Origin of the sequence: Variovorax sp. OK212 (assembly GCF_900112425.1) — a bacterium.
Classification (GTDB): Bacteria; Pseudomonadota; Gammaproteobacteria; order Burkholderiales; family Burkholderiaceae_C; genus Variovorax.
The window spans coordinates 275,293-296,016 of sequence record NZ_FOLP01000002.1 but is presented as its reverse complement, the minus strand read 5'-3'; the positions used below and the strand labels follow the sequence as shown (position 1 = coordinate 296,016).

Sequence of the window (20,724 nt, the reverse complement as noted above, 5' to 3'; positions counted from 1 at the left end):
GGGACTCCTTGTTTGTATGAATCAGAGGCGAGGTTCCGCCACGGCCGCTACGGCCGCGGTGGAACTGCCGTCGAATAGCAGGCTCACTTGAGCAGGCCGGCTTCCGCGAGACCCTTGACGCCTTCGGGGTGACGGCAGTCGATCTCCTCGAACTCGATGACGTTGTCGATCTCGGTGCCCATGGCGATGTTGGTGATCCGCTCCAGGATCACTTCCACAACGACCGGTACCCGGTACTGGCGCGCCTGCGCCTGCGCGCCGCGCAGCGCGTCCTGCAGCTTGGCGGGGTCCGTCACCCGGATCGCCCTGCAGCCCAGCCCAAGGACGACCTGTACATGGTCGACGCCATAACCCTGCAGCGCCGGATCGGTGACGTTCTGGTTCTCGAACGCCAACTGCACGCAGTAGTCCATCTCGAAGCCGCGCTGCGCTTGGCGGATCAGACCGAGATAGCTGTTGTTGACCACGACCTGCACGTAGGGCAGGTTGAACTGCGCGCCCACAGCCAACTCCTCGATCATGAACTGGAAGTCGTAGTCGCCCGACAGGCCCACAACCGTCTTGCTCGGATCGGCGGCTGCCACGCCCAGGGCTGCCGGGACGGTCCAGCCGAGCGGGCCGGCCTGGCCGCAGTTGATCCAGTGGCGCGGCTCGTAGACATGCAGGAACTGCGCACCGGCGATCTGCGACAAGCCGATGGTCGAGACATAGATAGCGTCGCGGCCAAAGGCCCGGTTCATTTCCTCGTACACGCGCTGCGGCTTGATCGGCACATTGTCAAACGAGCTCTTGCGCTGCATCAGTTTCTTGCGCTCGGCGCAGCGGCTGGCCCACTCGCCATACTCCTTGAGCTGCCCGGCAGCCTTGCGCTCGCGGGCGACTTCGACGAACAGCTCCAGCGCTGCCTTGGCGTCGGACACGATGCCCAGGTCGGGGTTGAAGACGCGTCCGATCTGGGTCGGCTCGATGTCGACGTGCACGAACTTGCGGCCCTTCGTGTAGGTCTCCACGGAGCCGGTGTGACGGTTCGCCCAGCGGTTGCCGATGCCCAGCACGAAGTCGCTGGCGAGCAGCGTGGCATTGCCATAGCGGTGGCTGGTCTGCAGGCCGCACATGCCGGCCATCAGCGGGTGATCGTCGGGGATCGTGCCCCAGCCCATTAGTGTCGGGATCACCGGCACGCCGGTCAACTCGGCCAACTCGACCAGCAGCGGCGCGGCATCGGCATTGATGATCCCGCCGCCGGCCACGATCAGGGGCTTGGACGACTCTGCCAGCATGTCGAGTGCCTTCTCGACCTGCTTACGCGTGGCCGCCGGCTTGTACGCAGGCAGCGGCTCGTAGGTATCGATGTCGAACTCGATCTCGGCCATCTGCACATCGAACGGCAGGTCGATCAAGACCGGGCCGGGGCGGCCCGACCGCATCAGATGAAAGGCCTGCTGGAAGGCGCGAGGTACCAACGCGGGTTCGCGCACCGTCACGGCCCACTTGGTCACGGGCTTGGCGATGGATTCGATGTCCACTGCCTGAAAGTCTTCCTTGTAGAGACGTGCGCGCGGCGCCTGGCCGGTGATGCACAGGATGGGGATGCTGTCGGCACCGGCCGAGTACAGGCCGGTGATCATGTCCGTGCCCGCCGGACCGCTCGTGCCGATGCACACGCCGATGTTGCCGGCCTTGGCGCGCGTGTAGCCCTCGGCCATATGCGACGCGCCTTCGACGTGGCGCGCGAGCACATGGGCGATCGACTGGCGCTCGCGCAGTGCCGCATAGAACGGGTTGATTGCGGCGCCGGGCACGCCGAACGCCTGCGTGACGCCTTCTTTTTCGAGAACCAAAACGGCGGCCAAAGCCGCTCTCATCTTTGCCATATCCATCTCCTTCTAATTAAGTGTTCGAGAATCGACTCGATAGTCCCCACTTCGCTCTAGTCTTGGAAGGCAGGTGCTCTGCATATTGCTTATTCCGGGGTGGAATACCTACTTAGCACTCAATGCCTCTTTAATGCACCATGGATCGCATTCAATCGCTTCGCCTGTTCACGCGTGTCGTGGACCTTGGCTCGTTTAGCCGAGCGGCCGCTGAGCTGGGCATCGGCCAGCCTTCTGCGACCAAGCAGGTGGCCAGAATGGAAGGGGAACTTGGGGCTCGGCTATTGCACCGCTCGACACATGGCGTGACTCCCACGGAGGTGGGCAATCTCTACTATGAGAAGTGCAAGCTCATCGTTCATCACGATGAGGAAGCGCGGTCGGTCGCTACGCTTATGCAATCCCAGGTTCAAGGTGTTTTGCGTATTAGTGCATCAATCGCATTCGGGCGAAGAGTGCTGGCACCGATGGTGCTGGAGTTCTTGCGAACGCATCCTCGATTGCTAATCGACCTAAGCTTCGAAGATCGCTATGTGAATTTGGTCGAACAAGGCGTCGACGTCGCCATTCGCATGGGACGGCTCGCGGACTCGACGCTGGGTGCAACTTATCTTGGCGTCAGCCCCTGGGTCGCCGTGGCCTCTCCGGCCTACTTGCAAAGGCATGGTGTGCCCGCGAAGCCAGACGACCTTCCTGCCCACCACGCTTTGGTGTACAGCACCGCGCAGGGCGATGCCATCTGGCACTTCACCGGGTCCGGCAAGAACTCGACGGCCGTGCCTGTCAACGGCCGCCTCCGTTCGAACAATCTGACTGTTCTGCTGTCCGCGGCGAGAGACGGGTTTGGTGTAGCCGTGCTGCCGCACTATGTGGCGAGCGACGGGCTGCGCAGCGGCGAGATCGTGCCCATTCTGAGCGCCTGGACGCTTCCGGCGCAGGAGGTTCACGCGGTGTATCCCTCTCCGCGCATGGTTCCTGCGAAGGTGCAGGAACTCGTGGGGTGGCTCAAGGGCCGCTTCACGGAGAACTGGTGGCATAAGGACGTCGGCGACCTGCTTGCTGGCGACGAAGCGCCCCTTCCAGGGAACCATGTCCTCGGAGTTCGTGAAGTCACTCCCGCCGGTGTTCCTGATCCAGGCGAGCTTGATGGGAAGCGAGTGCGTGGACGACTCCGCTGAGTCAAGATCGAGGGAAGCGATCTGTTTCGGATCGTGCACGACCTGCCGAGAACGCGCACCCGACCTGTCTCGACTGTTTCGTGGCTACACGCAAGCGCGGTCAGATCCCGCCCAACCGCGGTGCAGCCTCGGGCTGGCGGCACGCGAGGTCCGCGCGCGACTATCGATGTGATGGTCTGTCGAATGCCAATCCGCAAACGTGGGAAGGCGGGGTCAATGGTCGGGACCCGTGCGCATGGCGTGGGACGACAGTCGAAGTCCCGCGTTGGGTCAGCGACGCTTCGCCGCCCCCGACACTAGCGTTTGCTCGCGCACTTGGTCCAGGAAGGCCTTGACGGCCGGAGCGCGCTCATGTTGGCGGTAGGCCATGGCGATTGACGACAGCACGGGATCTCCTGCAAGCTCGCAATAGCGCACGCCCGGAACGTCGATGTGCTCGCTCGCCGTCAAAGGCACAACGGCGACGCCTTGTCCCATGGCGACGGATGCGAGCACCGCGACGAGGCTCCCGGGCCGGCCGGCAACCTTCGGAGAGAACTTCCCTCTGCGAGCGACTTCCATCGTTCCCGACTCCTGCTCTGGAACCACGAACGAATGGACGCGAAGCTGCGAGGCGGAAATTGTCTTTCCGGCAGCCCACTGCGAATCGGCCGGCACCGCTAGCACGAAACGTTCTCGGTGCAGCGTCAACTCCTCGATGCTGGAAGGGTATGCCATTGGCGGCCGAAGAAAGGCGATATCCAAGTCGCCTTCCTCCAGAAGCTTGGGAAGTCGCTCCATGGAGACTTCCCAAGAGTTGATCTGCACCTCAGGCCTTTCACGGCGAAAGTGTGAGAGGTTGCGCTGCAGGATTCCCGAGAAGGCTGCGGACGCGACATAGCCGATCTCGATCCTCCCGACTTCGCCGCGCCCCGCACGCCGAGCGGTCTCATTCGCGCGAGCAAACTGAACGAGCGTCTGCTTGACCTCTGCGAGGTAGAGGTGGCCGGCCGAAGTGAGCTTCACTGATCGCTTCGTGCGCTCGAACAGGCGGGTTCCCAACGTCTGTTCGATCTCCTGAATCTGCTTGGAAATCGCCGGTGTGGAAATACCCAGATTCTCGGCGGCCCTCGTGAAGTGCAGTTGGGTTGCAACTGCCGCGAAGCATCGCAGATGCCGGATTTCCATTTGCAGGGGACGGTCGGTCACTTTGTTAACCCACAGGAAATTATTTGACGTGAATCTTATAACAAAGTCTCGCTGCATCGTTCTAACATTTGTTTCGCTGACCGCCCTCGGACATCGCGGCTGCGGCGCCCATCCACCTCAGAAAGAGACAAGCGAATCATGAGAACCTATCCCAAGTTCAAAGCGGCTGCCTGCCATGCGGCCCCCATCTACTTCGACACTCCTGCTACCACGGACAAGGCCTGCGCGCTGATCGCAGAGGCTGCCGCAAATGGCGCGCAGCTGGTGGCGTTTCCGGAATCCTTCATCTCGTCGTTCCCCATTTGGTGTGGCGTCTGGGCGCCAGTGGACACCCACGAATTCTTCGAGAAGTTCGCGGCCTCAGCGATCCAGGTCAATGGCCCGGAGATCGCACGCCTGCGCGAGACGGCCAAGAAGCACGGCGTCTTCGTATCGATCGGGATCAACGAAGTAACCTCGGCGAGCCTCGCCTGCGTGTACGACACGAACGTGTTGATCGGCGATGACGGCAGCATCCTCAACCGTCACCGCAAGCTGGTCCCCACCTACTGGGAAAAGATGGCGTGGGCATCCGGTGACGGCAGCGGACTGCGAGTGGTGGACACCCGCATCGGCCGGATCGGCGCGCTCGTGTGCGGCGAGAACACAAACGCGCTTGCGCGCTATTCGCTGCTGGCTCAAGGAGAGAACGTCCACATCTCGTCGTTCTCCCCCCGTTGGCCTACGCATCCGCCAGGCGAGGCGGCCTATGACCTGGAAGCTTCGATCAAGCTGCGCGCCGGCGCCCATGCCTTCGAAGGCAAGCTTTTCAACATCGTCGCCTCTGGCTTTCTTCCGCCTGCGGCGATCGACATGGTCGCTCGCGACAACCTGCGCGCACGGCAGCTCATGGAGGAAGCCTCGAAGAGCGTCTCCATGATTCTTGGCCCCAGCGGCATGCCGATCAGCGAGGTGATCCGGGATGGCGAGGGCATCGCATACGCAGAGATCGACCTCGCCAAATGCGTGGTGCCGAAGCAGTTCCAGGATGTTGTGGGGTACTACAACCGGTTCGACGTCTTCAGCGTGCGGATCAATCGTCATGCACATGCGCCTGCCAGGTTCCACGACGAACAGGCTTCCACCGCCGAATATGGCGAGCCCGGCTGGAGTGGATTGCCCTTCGCCGAGTCTTCGGACATCGACGCCTGACGCTCGTAGTTGCGTGGCCCCACACCTTCGACCTGTCGATCTATGAACGAACAGAACATTCCCATTCGCGACCTGCCCACGATCACCGCGATCACGGTGCGCGCCGTCGCTGTTCCTCTGCAGACGCCTTTGCGAACAGCCAGTGGAACCATGGCCGTCGCGCCGATTCTTCTCTTCGATGTCACAACATCCGATCGAGCAGTAGGCCGTGGCTATATCTTCACCTACACGCCGACGGCACTGGCAGCGGCGCGCCGACTGGCTGAAGACGTTGGTGCGCTCACTTTGGGTCAGCAACTGGCACCGCGCGAGATCATGACGGCGCTGCGTGCTCGCTTCCGCCTGATCGGCACGCCGGGCTTGCTCGACATGGTGCTTGCGGGCCTTGACATGGCGGTGTGGGACGCATGGGCACGCTTCCTGGACCAGCCGCTGGTGCGTGTGTTGGGCGGCCGAACCGACACCACCGTGAAAGCGTATGCCAGCTACGGCATGGACGGCTCCGAGCAAGCGGCGACAGACGTCGGGAAGGCAGTTGACGCGGGCTTCCATGCCGTCAAGATCAAGATTGGCTATCCCACGCTGGCCGAGGATTTGGCTGCAGTGCGGACCGCTCGAAAGGCCGGTGGCGACCGGGCGCGCCTCATGGTGGACTACAACCAGGCGTTGAGCGTGCCCGAGGCAGTCCGTCGATGTCGCGCGCTGGAGCAGGAGGACCTGATCTGGATCGAGGAGCCGGTTGCCTTCGACGACAACCTCGGCCATGCGCATGTCGCCTCGGAAATCGCAACCCCCCTTCAACTCGGAGAGAACCTGTTCGGTGCGCGGCAAGTGGCACGCAGCATTCGCGACCAAGCGTCCGATTTCATGATGCCCGACCTCATGAAAGTCGGCGGTGTGAGTGGCTGGATCGACGCGGCGGCCATCTGCGCGGCGGCCTCGATGCCAGTCTCGAACCACTTCTTTCAGGAGATCAGCGTGCACATGCTGGCCGTGACACCCACGGCGGACTATCTCGAGTACTTCCCTATGGTTGACGCATTGCTGCAGGACCCTCTGCGGGTGGAGGCTGGTGTGGTCCAGCCGCCCGAGCGACCTGGCAACGGCATGGATTGGCGAGAGGAGTGCGTAGACAAGTATCGGTTCTAAAAGGTCGCGTCCACAGATGACGCCCACGCATCAAGAAATAAATAGATGGAGACAAATAATGACCTGGCAACAAATCTACGATCCCTTCGGAAACATGATCATCTCGACCGCGTTGGCGGCGATCCCGGTGGTCATCATGCTTGCCGCGCTCGGCATATTTCACATCAAGGCGCACATAGCCGCCGGCATGGGCCTCCTCGCCGCGCTTCTCGTGGCGGTGTTCGCCTATGGGATGCCGGCTGAGATGGCCGGCCGCGCGGCGATCTTCGGCGGCTTCACTGGCCTCCTGCCAATTGGCTGGATCGTGCTGAACATCATCTTCCTGCACCAACTGACCGAGCAGAACGGCAGTTTCAAAGTGCTCCAGGATTCGCTGTCAGGCATCACCGAGGACCGGCGCATCCAGCTTCTGCTGATCGCCTTTTGTTTCGGCGCGTTCTTCGAGGGTGCTGCCGGCTTCGGCACCCCTGTGGCGGTGACGGCCGCGATTCTGATTGGACTGGGATTCTCACCGCTGGCTGCCTCTGGACTGTCACTGATTGCGAACACGGCGCCTGTGGCCTTCGGCGCGCTGGGCACGCCGGTGATCACGCTGGCCCAGGTGCACGGCTACGACCTGCATGAGGTCTCGGCCATGATCGGTCGCCAGTTGCCGGTCTTTTCACTGCTGGTTCCGTTCTGGCTAGTCTGGGCTTTCGCTGGGCGCAAGGGCATGATGGAAATCTGGCCAGCCATTCTGGTGACTGGTCTGGCTTTCGCGATCCCGCAGTTCCTGGTGTCCAACTTCATCGGGCCCGAGCTGGTGGACATCATCGCCGCCATCGTCTCCATGGTCTGCCTGGTCGGGTTCCTGAAGGTTTGGAAGCCCAAGAACGTTTGGACCTCGCCCTCGCTGCGAGGCAAGGACCTCAGCGCCCGGGAGGCCAAGCCGCCGCAACCTGTGGTGCGTCACAGCCGTGCGGCGCTGATCGCCGCGTGGACGCCATGGGCCATCCTGTCAGTGTCTGTGTTCATCTGGGGCCTGCCGCCGGTCAAGATGTGGCTCAACGGCATCTTCGCGCCGAAGTTCCCGATGGCTGGCCTACACAACATGATCATGAAGGTGCCGCCGGTCGTGACCACGCCGCATCCCGAATCGGCCATCTACACATTGAGCCTGCTCTCGGCCACCGGTACCGCCATCCTCGCCGCCGCGATCATCAGTGCGTTGGTCATGAAGTACAACCCGATCGCCATTGTTCGGACCTTCTTCAAGACTCTGTGGCTGGTGAGGTACTCGTTGCTGACCATTGTGTTGATGCTGGCGCTGGGTACGCTCACACGCTACTCGGGCACCGACACCACGCTGGGCCTAGCCTTCGCCAACACGGGTGTGCTCTATCCGTTCTTCGGGACGCTCATGGGCTGGATGGGGGTGGCGCTCACAGGCTCGGACACGGCCTCCAACGTGCTGTTCGGCGGTATGCAGAAGGTCGCGGCCGACCAGCTCGGCCTGTCACCCAACCTGATGGGCGCGGCCAACAGCTCTGGTGGCGTGATGGGCAAGATGATCGACGCCCAGTCGATCGTGGTCGCCTCCACCGCCACGCGCTGGTTCAACCACGAAGGCGACATCCTGCGCTACGTGTTCTTCCACTCGATCGCGCTGGCCTGCTTGGTGGGCTTGTACGTGACGCTTCAGGCCTACGTCTGGCCGTTCACCCTCATGGTCGTGCATTGACCTGCCTTTGCGACGTCCTCGATTCACTTTCCCAGTTTGACCAAACAAGGAGCGATAGCCATGTTGAACCTCGATTTTCACCCTACCGGCCGACATTTTCTTCAAATTCCTGGTCCGAGCCCGGTGCCGGACCGCCTGTTGCGAGCCATGAGCTTGCCGACGATCGATCACCGCGGGCCCGAGTTCGGCGCGCTTGGCCTGGAGGTGCTCCAGGGGATCAAGAAGATCTTCAAGACCGAGCAGCCCGTGGTCATTTTCCCGGCGACCGGCACAGGAGCCTGGGAAGCTGCGCTCAGCAACACTCTGAGCCCCGGGGATCACGTGCTGATGTACGAGACCGGCCACTTCGCCACGCTGTGGAACAAGATGGCCATCCGGCTCGGCTTGGTTCCTGAGTTCCTGGCCTACCAGGACGCCGACGAACATATTCCGAACGCGCCGAGCTGGCGCCGCGGGGTTCAGGCCGACCTGATCGAAGCCCGTCTTCGCAAGGATGTCGAAAAGAAGATCCGCGCCGTGTGTGTGGTGCACAACGAGACCTCCACCGGCGTGACGTCTGACATCGCGGCTGTGCGAAAGGCCATCGATGCCGCGGGACATCCCGCGCTGCTGTTGGTCGACACCATCTCCGGTCTTGCATGCGTCGACTATCGCCACGATCAATGGGGCGTGGACGTGACGATCAGCGGATCCCAGAAGGGACTCATGCTGCCGCCGGGGATTAGCTTCAACGCAGTGTCCCCGCGGGCCCTCGAAGCGGCAAAGACAGCGAAGCTGCCGCGCTCGTTCTTTGCATGGGACGAGATCATCGAAATGAACGCGAACGGCTACTGGCCGTATACACCCAACACCAATCTGCTCTATGCACTCTCAGAGGCGATCGACATGCTGTTGGGGGAGGGGCTGGACCGTGTGTTTGCCCGGCACTTGCGCTGGGCTGCCGGCGTCCGCGCTGCAGTCGATGCATGGGGCCTGCCGATTCAGTGCGCTGATGCGAGCGTCTACTCGCCCGTGCTCACAGGCGTCATCATGCCAACGGGCGTGGATGCCGATGCGGTGCGTCGCCTGATCTATGAGCGCTTCGATCTCTCGCTGGGCGCGGGGCTGGGCAAGCTCAAGGGCCGCATGTTCCGCATGGGGCATCTGGGCGACAGCAATGACCTGACCCTGTTGGCCATGGTGTCGGGTGTGGAAATGGGGCTCAAGCTTGCCGGTGTCAAGCTTGCAAAGAGCGGGATTCAAGGCTCCATGGACTACTTCGCGGGCAACCCAGCAGCCAAGATCAGCACAGCGGGTTGACCACTGCGATGCGTAAGTTCATAGAACCCCACGACAGCCCGCCCACGGGCATATTTCCGCCGCTCAACGATGTCCATGAAGCATTGCAGCGGCGTCTGAAGAAAGAGACCCAGGGCGAGGTCTATTTTGATGGCGCGACCCGTGGCAGGTACTCCACCGACGCATCGATCTACCAGATCACTCCCGTGGGAGTGTTCGTGCCGTCCACGGACGACGATGTGGCGACGGCGCTGCAGATCGCGCGGGAACTCCACGTGCCCGTGCTTCCCCGCGGCGGCGGAACGAGCCAGTGCGGGCAGACCGTGGGTGCTGCGCTAGTCCTGGACAACACGAAGTACCAGCGCAGAGTGCTCGAGACCGACGTGTCTGGCCGCACGGCGACCGTGCAGCCAGGCATCGTGCTCGACCATCTGAACGCGCATCTGAAGCCACACGGGCTGTGGTTCCCAGTCGATGTGTCGACAAGCGCGCAGGCGACCATCGGCGGCATGGCGGGCAACAACTCCTGCGGATCGCGCTCCATTGCCTACGGGAACATGGTCCACAACGTCATGGGCGTCACCGCGTGGCTTTCGGATGGCGAGTCGGTGGATTTCGGCCCTGTCTCCGGACTCACCGGCCGTGCGGCGCAGATCGGCAACTTCGTCGAGGCGCTCGCCCTGGAGCACGCCGACGAGATCGATGCGCGCTGGCCCAAGGTCATGCGACGCGTGGCTGGCTACAACCTCGACATCTTCCGCAATCAGAGCGAGCGACCCTACACGCGCGACGGCAGCGTCAACCTTGCGCATCTGCTCATCGGGTCGGAAGGGACGCTCGCCTACTCGCGCTCGCTGAAGCTGCAACTCTCGGAACTGCCGCGTCACAAGGTCCTGGGGGTCATCAACTTCCCGACCTTCCGAGCAGCCATGGATTCAGCGCAGTACATCGTGAAGCTCGGCCCCACGGCGGTGGAGCTGGTCGACCGCACGATGATCGAGTTGAGCCTGGCCAATCCGGCCTTCCGCCCGACGATCGAAAAGGCGTTGATCGGGATGCCCGCGGCCATCTTGCTAGTGGAGTTCTCCGGTGCGGAAAAGAACTTGCTGCTGCCGAAGCTGCGGCAACTTGTCGAGCTGATGGGCGACCTCGGACTGCCCGGCAGCGTGGTCGAGATGCCAGATGAAGCGCCGCAGAAAAATCTGTGGGAAGTGCGCAAGGCCGGCCTCAACATCATGATGAGCCTTAAGGGCGACGGCAAGCCGGTGTCCTTCATCGAGGACTGCGCGGTGCCGCTGGAAAGCCTGGCTGACTACACGGACGGTTTGACGGAGGTTTTTGCGAAGTACGGAACGCGCGGCACCTGGTATGCCCACGCCTCGGTCGGCACCTTGCACGTACGCCCGATCCTCGACATGCGCAAGGATGGGGCGCAGCGCATGCGGGCCATTGCCGAAGAGGCATCACTTCTAGTTCGCAAGTACAAGGGCGCTTTCAGCGGCGAGCACGGTGACGGAATTTGTCGCGGCGAGTGGATCCAGTGGCAGTTCGGTCCCCGCATCAACGAGGCATTGCGCAAGATCAAGAATGAGATCGATCCAGAGGGGCTCTTCAACCCTTCGAAGATCATCGATCCGCCAAAGATGGACGACGTCTCCCTGATGCGCTTTCCGCCGCCTTCGGCGCCACGGCCATACAAGCGCATCGCCATCAACACCGTGCTCGATTGGTCGAAGTGGAATGTCAATGCGGATCCGGTGACCGAAGAGACGACGGCGCCGGGCACCGGTGGCGACACGACAGGGGGCTTCGCAAAAGCCGTCGAGATGTGCAACAACAACGGGCACTGCCGCAATTTTGATGCCGGCACCATGTGCCCGAGCTATCGCGTCACGCGCGACGAGCAGCACCTGACGCGCGGCCGAGCCAACACGCTGCGCCTGGCCGTCTCGGGCCAACTCGGCCCCGACGCCTTCACCAGCGAGGCGATGTACGAAACGATGGACCTGTGCGTCGGCTGCAAAGGCTGTAAGCGCGATTGCCCCACTGGCGTCGATATGGCGAAAATGAAGGTGGAGTTCCTGGCGCACTACAAAGGGCGTCACGGCCACACCCTCAAGGACCTGATTGTTGGGAGGCTGCCCGACTATGCACACGTTGCCAGCAGCGTGCCGTGGCTCATGAATCTGCGAGACATCTTGCCGGGAGGCGCGTGGCTGAGCGAGAAGCTGTTGGACTTCTCTGCCAAGCGTACGCTTCCCAAATGGCGCAAGGATACGTTCTGGCGGGTGATGGACAGCAGGCTGTTCTCCACGCGCGAGGAGGTGCTGCGGGTGGTGGCCGATGGCGGCAGGGCTGCCGTACTGTTCGTGGATACGTTTAACGGAACGTTCGAGAGTGAGAATGCGCTGGCAGCGGCGCGGGTTCTGCATGCGGCCGGGTACGCCCTGCATACCGTGACCAAGTCAGGCGGCCACCATTGCTGTGGCCGAACCTTCCTTTCTGTGGGCATGGTCGCGGAGGCCAAGATCCGCGTGGGCGCCTTGATCGATGCGCTCGTGCCGTTCGCAGACGCGGGCATCGCTATCGTTGGCCTGGAGCCGTCCTGTCTGCTGACATTGCGGGATGAGGCGCTTTCCATGGGTTTGGGCAAGAAGGCTGAGACCGTAGGGAGCAGGGCGTTGCTGTTCGAGGAGTTCGTCGCGCGCGAAGTCAAGCAGGGTCGCTTTGCCTTGGATCTGAATACCACGGAACGCGAGATCCTGCTTCATGGCCACTGCCACCAGAAAGCCTTCGACGCCGTGAGTCCGATCATGGAGGTCTTGAAGCTGATCCCCGGAGCGAATCCCAGGTTGATCGAGAGCTCCTGCTGCGGCATGGCGGGTAGCTTTGGCTACGAAGCCAGCCATTACGAGGTCTCCATGCAGATGGCCGAGGCCAGTTTGCTTCCGGCCATTCGGTCAGCGGGCAATGCGATCCTGGTTGCGGACGGGACGAGCTGTCGCCACCAGATCATGGACGGTGCGCAACGCGAAGCCGTTCATGTCGCGAGGCTGCTGGACGGTTTGATCGTTCGTGACTTTCCAACTACATCACGCGTGTGAATCGATACGCAGAAATCAGTTTCCATGGAGGGCTGAATGACACATACAAATGAAGCGCATCTCCAACTGCGGCGCGCCGCCCTCGAGTACCACGAGTTGCCAGTTCCTGGAAAGATCTCGATCGCCGCCACTAAGCAGATGCTCAACCCGCGCGATCTGGCACTGGCCTATTCGCCCGGTGTAGCGGCACCCTGCGAGGAGATCGTCAAGGACCCGAACAACGCCTTCAAGTACACCAGCCGGGGCAACTTGGTCGGCGTCATCACCAACGGAACCGCCGTGCTGGGCCTGGGCAACATCGGCCCGCTGGCCTCCAAGCCGGTGATGGAAGGCAAGGGCGTGCTGTTCAAGAAGTTCGCCGGCGTCGACGTGTTCGACATCGAGATCGACGAGAAGGACCCCGTCAAGCTGGTCGACATCATCGCGTCGCTGGAGCCGACCTTCGGCGCCATCAATCTCGAGGACATCAAGGCCCCGGACTGCTTCTACATCGAGCGCGAACTGCGCAAGCGCATGAAGATCCCGGTGTTCCACGACGACCAGCACGGCACCGCCATCACGGTCGCGGCGGCACTGCTCAACGGGCTGAAGGTCGCGGGCAAGAACATCGCCGAGGTCAAGCTGGTCACCTCGGGCGCGGGCGCCGCGGCGCTGGCCTGCCTGAACCTGCTGCTCAAGGTCGGCCTCAAGCGCGAGAACGTGTTCGTGACCGATCTGGCCGGCGTGGTCTATGAAGGCCGCACCGAGCTCATGGACGAGGACAAGCGCCAGTACATGCAGCAGACCACCGCGCGCACGCTGACCGAGGTGATCGAGGGCGCGGACGTGTTCCTCGGCCTGTCGGCCGGCGGCGTGCTCAAGCCGGCGATGGTCGCCAAGATGGCCGCCCACCCGGTGATCTTCGCGCTGGCCAATCCCAACCCCGAGATCTCGCCCGAGGATGCGCATGCGGTGCGCGGCGACGTGATCATGGCGACCGGCCGCACCGACTACCCGAACCAGGTCAACAACGTCCTGTGCTTCCCGTACATCTTCCGCGGCGCGCTCGATTCGGGCGCCACCACGATCACCGACGAGATGGAGATCGCGGCGGTGCATGCTATTGCCGACTTGGCGCAGGCCGAGCAGAGCGAGCGCGTGGCGGCGGCATATGTTGGCGAGAAGCTGAGCTTCGGGCCGGAGTATCTGATTCCCAAGCCCTTCGACCCTCGGCTGATGATCAAGATCGCGTCGGCCGTGGCCAAGGCCGCCGAGGATAGCGGCGTCGCCATGCGGCCCATCGGCGACTTCGACGCCTACCGTGACAAGTTGCAGAGCTTCGTCTACGCCTCCGGCACAATGATGAAGCCGATCTTCGACGCCGCCAAGCGCGCGACCAAGAAGCGCGTGGCCTACGCCGAGGGCGAGGAAGAGCGCGTGCTGCGCGCGGCCCAGATCGTGGTCGACGAAGGCCTGGCGCGGCCCACGCTGATCGGCCGTCCGGCCGTCATCGCCCAGCGCATCAAGAAGTTCGGCCTGCGGCTCAAGGAAGAACTCGACTACGACATCGTCAATATCGAGCAGGACCACCGCTACCGCGATTTCTGGCAGACCTACCATCGGATGACCGAACGCAAGGGCATCACGGTGCAAATGGCCAAGATCGAAATGCGCCGCCGCCTGACGCTGATCGGTGCGATGCTGTTGCAAAAGGACGAGGTCGATGGCCTGATCTGTGGCACCTGGGGTACCACGCTGATCCATCTGAACTACATCGACCAAGTGATCGGCAAGCGTACGCATGGGCAGGATGCGCGCGACTTGTACGACGCGCCGGTATATGCCTGCATGAACGGCCTGCTATTGCCCGACCGGCAGGTGTTTCTGGTGGATACGCACGTCAACTACGATCCCACGCCGGAGGAACTGGCCGAGATCACGGTCATGGCCGCCGAGGAGATGATGCGGTTTGGTATTAAGCCGAAGGCGGCGCTGCTCTCGCACTCCAATTTCGGCACGAGCAACGAGCCCAGCGCCATCAAGATGCGCGAGACGCTCAACCTGCTGCGTGTACAGGCGCCCTGGCTGGAGGTGGACGGCGAGATGCACGGCGATGTTGCCCTCGACAGCGCGCAGCGCGCGATCATCATGCCGTATGCGGCGGTGACCGAGGACGCCAATCTGTTGGTGTTTCCGAACATCGACGCGGCCAATATTTCGTACAACCTGCTCAAGACGGCGGCGGGCGGCAACATCGCGATCGGCCCGGTTCTGCTCGGCGCAGCCAAACCTGTGCACATCCTAACGCCCAGCACTACGGTGCGCCGGCTTGTAAATATGACGGCCTTTACGGTCGCAAGTTCCAACGCAGCGCAGCTGGTCAATTTGTAGCTATGAAAGCTCCTTACATCGCATGTGCTGATAGCGGCCGCCGACAAATCAGCGCCGCCGACGGCCTGTTGCAACTCTTCCAAGAAGGCGGTGCGAAACCCATTCATGGGCACTACGACCAGATTGGCAAACGGAATCGGCATTCCTGCGAGGGACGGCGTGTTTGATGCACAAGACCATTCCAACGCGATGGGCGGACTAGGCTCGTGATAAACCTTCGCGCCTCGCTGTCATCCTGGACTGCTTAGGTCAGTTCCCTCGGGGCGTTGATGATCGAACTGCGCCACTTCCGCTACTTCATTGCTGTCGCAGAGGACCTTAGCTTTCGCCGCGCTGCCGAACGCGTCCATATTGATCAGACCGCGCTGTCGCGGGCGATTCGCGATCTGGAAGAACAGTTGGACGCGTCCCTGTTTGTCCGTCATCCGCGCAATCTTCACCTGACGCCGGCCGGGCTGCGATTGCTGAAAGATGCGCGCAGGCTCCTCATCCGGTTCGAGCGAATTAAGCGCGCGGCCCGTCAGACTCATGTCCTGTACCAGGCGCCGCTGCGCGTCGGCATAGCCGATGGTATCGCGCAGTCCAAACTCGCTGAAAATCTCAATTGCTGGCGTATCGTTGCGCCGGAGGTGCCGCTGGAATTGGTGGAGTTGCGAGCTCGGGAGCTGGTCGCGGCGCTAAGGAACGAAGAGGTCGATGCTGGCTTCTCGTTCGGTGTGCTGGATGACGAGGCCATCGCTCAGACTCCCGCTTGGCGCTACCGGCTCATGGCTGTGCTACCTTGCAACCACGAACTGGCGAGCCGGCCGGCCATCGCTCTGTCAGACTTGTTGGCGTATCCGTTGCTTTCCTGCAATGAGGAGTGCTTGCCCGGCCTGCTTGCGCAGATGCGCGCGATCGTACGCAAGTACACCAAACGAACCATGCTCGCAGGCGAGGCCTGCACCTTGTCGGGTTACGTGACTCGCATCGCCACTGGCGCCGGCGTGGGCCTTGGTGATGAGGGGCACACACAGACGCTGCGGCACAGCGGTGTTGTGACGCTGCCGCTAGTCGAGGAAGAACACATCACCACCTTTGTGCTGCACAAGCATCAGCGCTTTGGCATCGCCGAGTCAATGCAACGCTTTCTTACCCACGTCAGCACTTTGTCGTAATCGTTACTCAGCGCGGGTTCACTGCACGCTGGACCTGCACCATCGGCCTTGGACATCGGAGCTGGCGCTGAGGATGCTTCCGGTTTGAGAAGCTGGGGTCACTACGCCCTCAGCAGACTGGAATCGCGCCAGCGCACTGCGTTTCTTGCAGCTTACCCGCCAGCCTTCGCCTAGCTACGCCTACGTTGGTGTACCTCGCGGCCCATCGATTCCAGACTCGTGCCATGCGAGCCATGGGGGCGCGCATGCGTATGGCGCAGCGGAGCGCCAAGGGGAACGTCAGAGATGGCTTTTCGACCAGGGAACGGCGACGGCGCCGGATCAAATATCCAAACGGGCATCCTGCTCGGCCAGATCGCGGCCGTCTTCGGCGTGGTGCTGGCCGGCGTGTGGGTGGCCACGCAGTGGACCGCGCATGCGCTCGATTATCAGCCGCAGCTAGGGTCGGCGTGGGCCGACTTGGCGGGCCTGCCGATCTACAAGCCTTGGAAGGTGTTCGAATGGTGGTACTGGTATGACGCCTATGCCCCAGAAATCTTCCTGCGCGGCGGCGCCATTGCCGCAGCCAGTGGCCTGCTCGCAACGGGCGTGGCGATCAGCATGGCGGTGTGGCGGTCACGCGTGGCCCGACGCGTCACCACCTACGGTTCCGCCCGATGGGCAGAGCGGGAAGAGCTCCCCAAGGCGGGCTTGACCGCGCCGGCCGGCGTCTTCCTTGGTCGCAAAGACGACCGCTACCTGCGCCACGACGGCCCCGAACACGTGATGGCCTTCGCGCCGACGCGATCAGGCAAGGGTGTAGGTCTGGTGGTGCCGACGCTGCTGTCTTGGCCGCGATCGGCCGTGATCCACGACATCAAGGGCGAGAACTGGACATTGACTGCCGGTTGGCGTTCGCGCTTCTCGCACTGCTTGCTGTTCAACCCCACTGATGCGAAGTCGGCAGCCTACAACCCGCTGCTTGAAGTGCGGCGCGGCGCGCACGAGGTGCGCGACGTGCAGAACATCGCCGACATCCTCGTGGACCCCGAGGGCGCGCTGGAACGACGCAACCACTGGGAGAAGACTTCGCACGCGCTGCTGGTCGGTGCGATCCTGCACGTGCTCTACGCCGGTGAGGACAAAACGCTGCGCGGCGTCGCCAACTTCCTCTCTGATCCGGCATGCCCGTTCGAGGTGACGCTGCACCGGATGATGTCGACCAAACACCTGGCGAACGAGCAAGGTGGGACGCCACATCCCGTCGTCGCGTCGGCCGCGCGCGAGGTGCTCAACAAGAGCGACAACGAGCGGTCTGGCGTCCTCTCCACCGCGATGAGCTTTCTCGGGCTGTACCGCGATCCGACGGTGGCTGAAGTCACATCGCGCTGTGACTGGCGCATTGCCGACCTGATATCGGCGGAGCATCCCGTGTCGCTGTATCTGGTGGTGCCACCTTCGGACATCAGCCGCACCAAGCCGCTGATGCGCCTGATCCTCAACCAGATCGGCCGGCGCCTCACCGAATCACTCGATGGCTCCGATGGCATTGCGCGTCGGCACCAACTGCTACTGATGCTCGACGAGTTCCCCGCACTCGGGCGCCTGGACTTCTTCGAGTCCGCGCTGGCCTTCATGGCGGGATACGGCCTGCGCGCCTTCCTGATCGCGCAGTCGCTTAACCAGATCGACAAGGCCTACGGCCAGAATCATTCGATTCTGGACAACTGCCACGTGCGCATCGCCTTCGCCACCAACGACGAGCGCACCGCCAAACGCATCTCAGACGCGCTGGGCACGGCCACTGAGTTGCGCGCGCAGCGTAACTACGCCGGCCACCGGCTCGCGCCATGGCTCGGTCACCTGATGGTGTCGCGCCAGGAGACGGCGCGGCCGCTGCTGACGCCGGGCGAAGTGATGCAGCTCCCGCCGGAAGAGGCCGTGGTGATGGTGTCGGGCCATGCGCCGATCAAGGCTCGCAAGATCCGCTATTACCTCGACCGCAACTTCACTGGGCGCGTGAAGCCCGCGCCGCTGCTCACTGCTGCCGGCCACTATGCAGACGCCCCGGCGCTCCGCGCCGACGACTGGAGCGGGCTTGCGCCGCTGGCTGCGCCCATCCTCGACATGGCGTTGGCGGGCCCAACCGGCAGCGTCGATGAAGGCGGCCGCCAGCAGCAACCCGAGCTGGACGAAGTCATTTACTCGCCTCAGCCCGAGTCTGGCGCCGACGACCTCGGCCTGCTCGATGACGACGACTCGCCGCTTCCCCTGCCGACGCAGCTCGACCCGCGCCTGCAGCGCGCTGCGCGGCTGGCCGCGCTCGACCCAGACGACGGGATCGCGCTATGAGCCGCACCCGCCTGAACATCTTCCTCGAACGCGACCACGCGCGCCGTCTCGACGAGCTGGCCGCGATGAAGGGCCTGTCCAAATCCTCCATCATCGCCGCCGCGCTGTCCTCGTTCCTCTCGCCCGACAGTGGCGACCAGCGGGAGGCCGCCATCGCCAAGCGCCTGGACCGCCTCTCGCGCCAGTACGACAAGCTGGAACGCGACCAGAACATCCTGATCGAGACAGTGTCGCTGTACGTGCGCTATTTCCTCACCGTCAGCACTCCGGTGCCCGAGGCGCATCAGGAGGCTGCGCGCGCCCAGGGCCGCGCCCGTTTCGAGCAGTTCATCGAACAGCTCGGTCGCCACCTGCTGCGCGGGCGCAGCCTGGTCAAGGACGTATACGAGGAGATCCAGCCCGAGGACAGCCAGTTCTTCGGGTTGGGTGATCCAGTGGGGAAAGCCACTGGAGACGATCGGCCGGTGACCCCGGCCGGCAGCAAACCGGAGGCGGCTTCATGACCGGAGTGCAGCGCGATCCGAGCAAACCCGTCGCACCGGCCTCGCTGGCGCTTGACCGTCGCATCCGCATGCTGCATACGGCGATGGGGCCTGAGATCGCTCAGGCGCTGGCCGACCCCGACGTGGTCGAAGTGCTGCTCAACCCCGATGGCTCGTTGTGGCTGGACCGACTCAGCAGCGGACGCGCGCCGATGGGCGTCACGCTGTCGCCCGCCGACGGCGAACGCATCATCCGCCTGATCGCGGCGCACGTGCGCGCCGAGGTGCATGCGGACAAGCCGCTGCTGACGGCAGAGCTGCCCGAGACGGGTGAGCGCTTCGAAGGCGCGCTGCCGCCCGTGACGCCCGGTCCGGTGTTCGCGTTGCGCAAGCGCGCCGTTGCACTGATTCGCTTGGAACACTATGTGGCTGACGGCATCCTCACCGCCGACCAGGCCGCGTTCCTTCGCGTGGCCGTGCGCGACCGCCAGAACATCCTGATCGCTGGCGGCACCAGCACCGGAAAGACCACGCTCGCCAACGCGCTGCTCGATGAGGTCGCCGCCACTGGCGACCGGGTGATCGTGCTCGAAGACACCGTGGAGCTGCAATGCACCGCGCATGACCACGTGCCGCTGCGCACGCGCCCTGGCGTGGTCAGCATGACCGAGCTCGTGCGCTCCACGCTGCGCCTGCGACCGGACCGCATCGTCGTCGGCGAGGTGCGCGGCCCTGAGGCACTGGACCTCCTCAAGGCCTGGGGAACAGGTCACCCCGGCGGCATCGCCACTGTGCACGCAGGCTCGGCGGTGGGCGCGCTCACGCGTCTCGAACAGCTCGTGCAGGAGGTGTCGATGAACGTGCCGCGCGCGCTGATCGCTGAGACCATCAACGTCATCGTCTTCATAGCCGGGCGCGGCCGCACGCGCCGCGTCGAGGCCATCGCGCGTGTCCTCGGACTCGACGCGAACGGCTACCAGCTCAGCTACGAGCTGGCGCCCGCGCCACTGCCATCGCTTCCCTCATTGCCTTCACTTCCAGGAGATCCGTCATGACGCCTTCGCACATTTCCGTAAATCCGTCTCTGCACACCGCGCGCTTGCGTCTGGCGCTGCAAGTGATGCTGTTGGCTGCGCTGCTGCTGGCCTTCGCGCTGCCGGCGCACGCCGCCGGCTCCAACATGCCCTGGGAGGCGCCGCTGCAGTCCATCCTCGAATCCATCCAGGGGCCGGTTGCTCGCATCGTTGCGGTGATCATCATCATCGCCACGGGCCTGACGCTCGCCTTCGGCGACACCAGCGGGGGTTTCCGCAAGCTGGTGCAGATCGTCTTCGGCTTATCGATCGCGTTCGCCGCGTCGAGCTTTTTCCTGTCGTTCTTCTCGTTCGCCGGCGGGGCGGTGCTGGCATGAGCCCGCACATGAATTCGCATGATGCGCCGGGTTTCGACGTTCGGGGCTTCGAAGTTCCTCTGCACCGGTCCCTGACCGAGCCCATCCTGATGGGCGGCGCGCCGCGCACCGTAGCGATTGCCAACGGCACGTTAGCGGCCGCCGTGGGCCTGGGCCTGCAGCTCTGGGTCCCGGGCATCGTGCTCTGGATCGTGGGCCATTCACTCGCGGTGTGGGGCGCGCGCGCGGACCCGCAATTCATGCAGGTGTTCGCGCGGCACATCAAGCACCGCGTGCTGCTGGACACGTGAG

Annotated in this window: 15 protein-coding genes; 13 read left to right on the top strand and 2 right to left on the bottom strand. The window is 63.3% G+C overall.

The window, feature by feature from the left end; all coding sequences use genetic code 11:
• Positions 1 to 83 precede the first annotated feature (83 nt).
• Positions 84 to 1,874, bottom strand: coding sequence for a glyoxylate carboligase (gene gcl, locus BM004_RS07960; protein WP_093212403.1), 1,791 nt, complete (start codon positions 1,872 to 1,874; stop codon positions 84 to 86).
• 140 nt (positions 1,875 to 2,014) lie between these two features.
• Between gcl and BM004_RS07955 the strand changes: the two genes are divergently transcribed.
• Complete coding sequence (locus tag BM004_RS07955; protein ID WP_093212401.1) at positions 2,015 to 3,052, top strand: LysR family transcriptional regulator; 1,038 nt, start codon at positions 2,015 to 2,017, stop codon at positions 3,050 to 3,052.
• Positions 3,053 to 3,322: 270 nt separating this feature from the next.
• Here BM004_RS07955 and BM004_RS07950 read toward each other — a convergent pair whose 3' ends face one another.
• A complete protein-coding gene (locus tag BM004_RS07950) occupies positions 3,323 to 4,297 on the bottom strand; it encodes a LysR family transcriptional regulator (protein WP_371287259.1) in 975 nt (324 codons plus the stop codon).
• An 81-nt stretch (positions 4,298 to 4,378) separates the two neighbouring features.
• On the opposite strand from BM004_RS07950, the gene BM004_RS07945 reads away from it, so the two are divergent.
• The 12 genes from BM004_RS07945 (at position 4,379) to BM004_RS07890 (ending at position 20,723) form a co-directional block, all read left to right on the top strand.
• A complete protein-coding gene (locus tag BM004_RS07945) occupies positions 4,379 to 5,431 on the top strand; it encodes a carbon-nitrogen hydrolase family protein (protein ID WP_093212399.1) in 1,053 nt (350 codons plus the stop codon).
• A 42-nt stretch (positions 5,432 to 5,473) separates the two neighbouring features.
• Positions 5,474 to 6,580, top strand: coding sequence for an enolase C-terminal domain-like protein (locus tag BM004_RS07940; RefSeq protein WP_093212397.1), 1,107 nt, complete (start codon positions 5,474 to 5,476; stop codon positions 6,578 to 6,580).
• A gap of 58 nt (positions 6,581 to 6,638) precedes the next feature.
• Positions 6,639 to 8,300 (top strand): L-lactate permease, encoded by a 1,662-nt coding sequence (locus BM004_RS07935; protein ID WP_093212395.1) that lies wholly within the window; start codon positions 6,639 to 6,641, stop codon positions 8,298 to 8,300.
• A 60-nt stretch (positions 8,301 to 8,360) separates the two neighbouring features.
• Positions 8,361 to 9,599 carry a pyridoxal-phosphate-dependent aminotransferase family protein gene (locus BM004_RS07930; protein ID WP_093212393.1) on the top strand — a complete coding sequence of 413 codons (1,239 nt, stop codon included), beginning with the start codon at positions 8,361 to 8,363 and terminating at the stop codon, positions 9,597 to 9,599.
• A gap of 8 nt (positions 9,600 to 9,607) precedes the next feature.
• On the top strand, positions 9,608 to 12,682 hold the full coding sequence (locus BM004_RS07925) for an FAD-binding and (Fe-S)-binding domain-containing protein (RefSeq protein WP_093213031.1): 3,075 nt from the start codon (positions 9,608 to 9,610) through the stop codon (positions 12,680 to 12,682).
• A 36-nt stretch (positions 12,683 to 12,718) separates the two neighbouring features.
• Positions 12,719 to 15,052, top strand: a complete 2,334-nt coding sequence (locus tag BM004_RS07920; RefSeq protein WP_093212391.1) for an NADP-dependent malic enzyme — start codon at positions 12,719 to 12,721, stop codon at positions 15,050 to 15,052.
• 269 nt (positions 15,053 to 15,321) lie between these two features.
• Complete coding sequence (locus BM004_RS07915; RefSeq protein WP_093212389.1) at positions 15,322 to 16,209, top strand: LysR family transcriptional regulator; 888 nt, start codon at positions 15,322 to 15,324, stop codon at positions 16,207 to 16,209.
• A 285-nt stretch (positions 16,210 to 16,494) separates the two neighbouring features.
• Positions 16,495 to 18,540, top strand: a complete 2,046-nt coding sequence (locus BM004_RS07910) for a conjugal transfer protein TraG (RefSeq protein WP_371268881.1) — start codon at positions 16,495 to 16,497, stop codon at positions 18,538 to 18,540.
• Complete coding sequence (locus BM004_RS07905; RefSeq protein WP_143072412.1) at positions 18,537 to 19,043, top strand: ribbon-helix-helix domain-containing protein; 507 nt, start codon at positions 18,537 to 18,539, stop codon at positions 19,041 to 19,043. The genes BM004_RS07910 and BM004_RS07905 overlap by 4 nt, the downstream gene beginning before the upstream one ends.
• Positions 19,040 to 20,077 (top strand): P-type conjugative transfer ATPase TrbB, encoded by a 1,038-nt coding sequence (trbB, locus tag BM004_RS07900; protein WP_093212387.1) that lies wholly within the window; start codon positions 19,040 to 19,042, stop codon positions 20,075 to 20,077. Before BM004_RS07905 ends, trbB begins: the two co-directional genes overlap by 4 nt.
• Positions 20,074 to 20,433, top strand: coding sequence for a TrbC/VirB2 family type IV secretion system protein (locus tag BM004_RS07895; protein ID WP_093212385.1), 360 nt, complete (start codon positions 20,074 to 20,076; stop codon positions 20,431 to 20,433). The genes trbB and BM004_RS07895 overlap by 4 nt, the downstream gene beginning before the upstream one ends.
• Positions 20,434 to 20,441: 8 nt before the next feature.
• On the top strand, positions 20,442 to 20,723 hold the full coding sequence (locus tag BM004_RS07890; RefSeq protein ID WP_093213027.1) for a VirB3 family type IV secretion system protein: 282 nt from the start codon (positions 20,442 to 20,444) through the stop codon (positions 20,721 to 20,723).
• Position 20,724: the final 1 nt, after the last annotated feature.

Excerpts from the sequence above, each read along its gene's own strand:
- gcl (WP_093212403.1), bottom strand. The coding sequence starts at position 1,874 with ATGGCAAAGATGAGAGCGGCTTTGGCCGCCGTTTTGGTTCTCGAAAAA.
- BM004_RS07955 (WP_093212401.1), top strand. The coding sequence starts at position 2,015 with ATGGATCGCATTCAATCGCTTCGCCTGTTCACGCGTGTCGTGGACCTT.
- BM004_RS07950 (WP_371287259.1), bottom strand. The coding sequence starts at position 4,297 with ATGCAGCGAGACTTTGTTATAAGATTCACGTCAAATAATTTCCTGTGG.
- BM004_RS07945 (WP_093212399.1), top strand. The coding sequence starts at position 4,379 with ATGAGAACCTATCCCAAGTTCAAAGCGGCTGCCTGCCATGCGGCCCCC.
- BM004_RS07940 (WP_093212397.1), top strand. The coding sequence starts at position 5,474 with ATGAACGAACAGAACATTCCCATTCGCGACCTGCCCACGATCACCGCG.
- BM004_RS07935 (WP_093212395.1), top strand. The coding sequence starts at position 6,639 with ATGACCTGGCAACAAATCTACGATCCCTTCGGAAACATGATCATCTCG.
- BM004_RS07930 (WP_093212393.1), top strand. The coding sequence starts at position 8,361 with ATGTTGAACCTCGATTTTCACCCTACCGGCCGACATTTTCTTCAAATT.
- BM004_RS07925 (WP_093213031.1), top strand. The coding sequence starts at position 9,608 with ATGCGTAAGTTCATAGAACCCCACGACAGCCCGCCCACGGGCATATTT.
- BM004_RS07920 (WP_093212391.1), top strand. The coding sequence starts at position 12,719 with ATGACACATACAAATGAAGCGCATCTCCAACTGCGGCGCGCCGCCCTC.
- BM004_RS07915 (WP_093212389.1), top strand. The coding sequence starts at position 15,322 with ATGATCGAACTGCGCCACTTCCGCTACTTCATTGCTGTCGCAGAGGAC.
- BM004_RS07910 (WP_371268881.1), top strand. The coding sequence starts at position 16,495 with ATGGCTTTTCGACCAGGGAACGGCGACGGCGCCGGATCAAATATCCAA.
- BM004_RS07905 (WP_143072412.1), top strand. The coding sequence starts at position 18,537 with ATGAGCCGCACCCGCCTGAACATCTTCCTCGAACGCGACCACGCGCGC.
- trbB (WP_093212387.1), top strand. The coding sequence starts at position 19,040 with ATGACCGGAGTGCAGCGCGATCCGAGCAAACCCGTCGCACCGGCCTCG.
- BM004_RS07895 (WP_093212385.1), top strand. The coding sequence starts at position 20,074 with ATGACGCCTTCGCACATTTCCGTAAATCCGTCTCTGCACACCGCGCGC.
- BM004_RS07890 (WP_093213027.1), top strand. The coding sequence starts at position 20,442 with ATGAATTCGCATGATGCGCCGGGTTTCGACGTTCGGGGCTTCGAAGTT.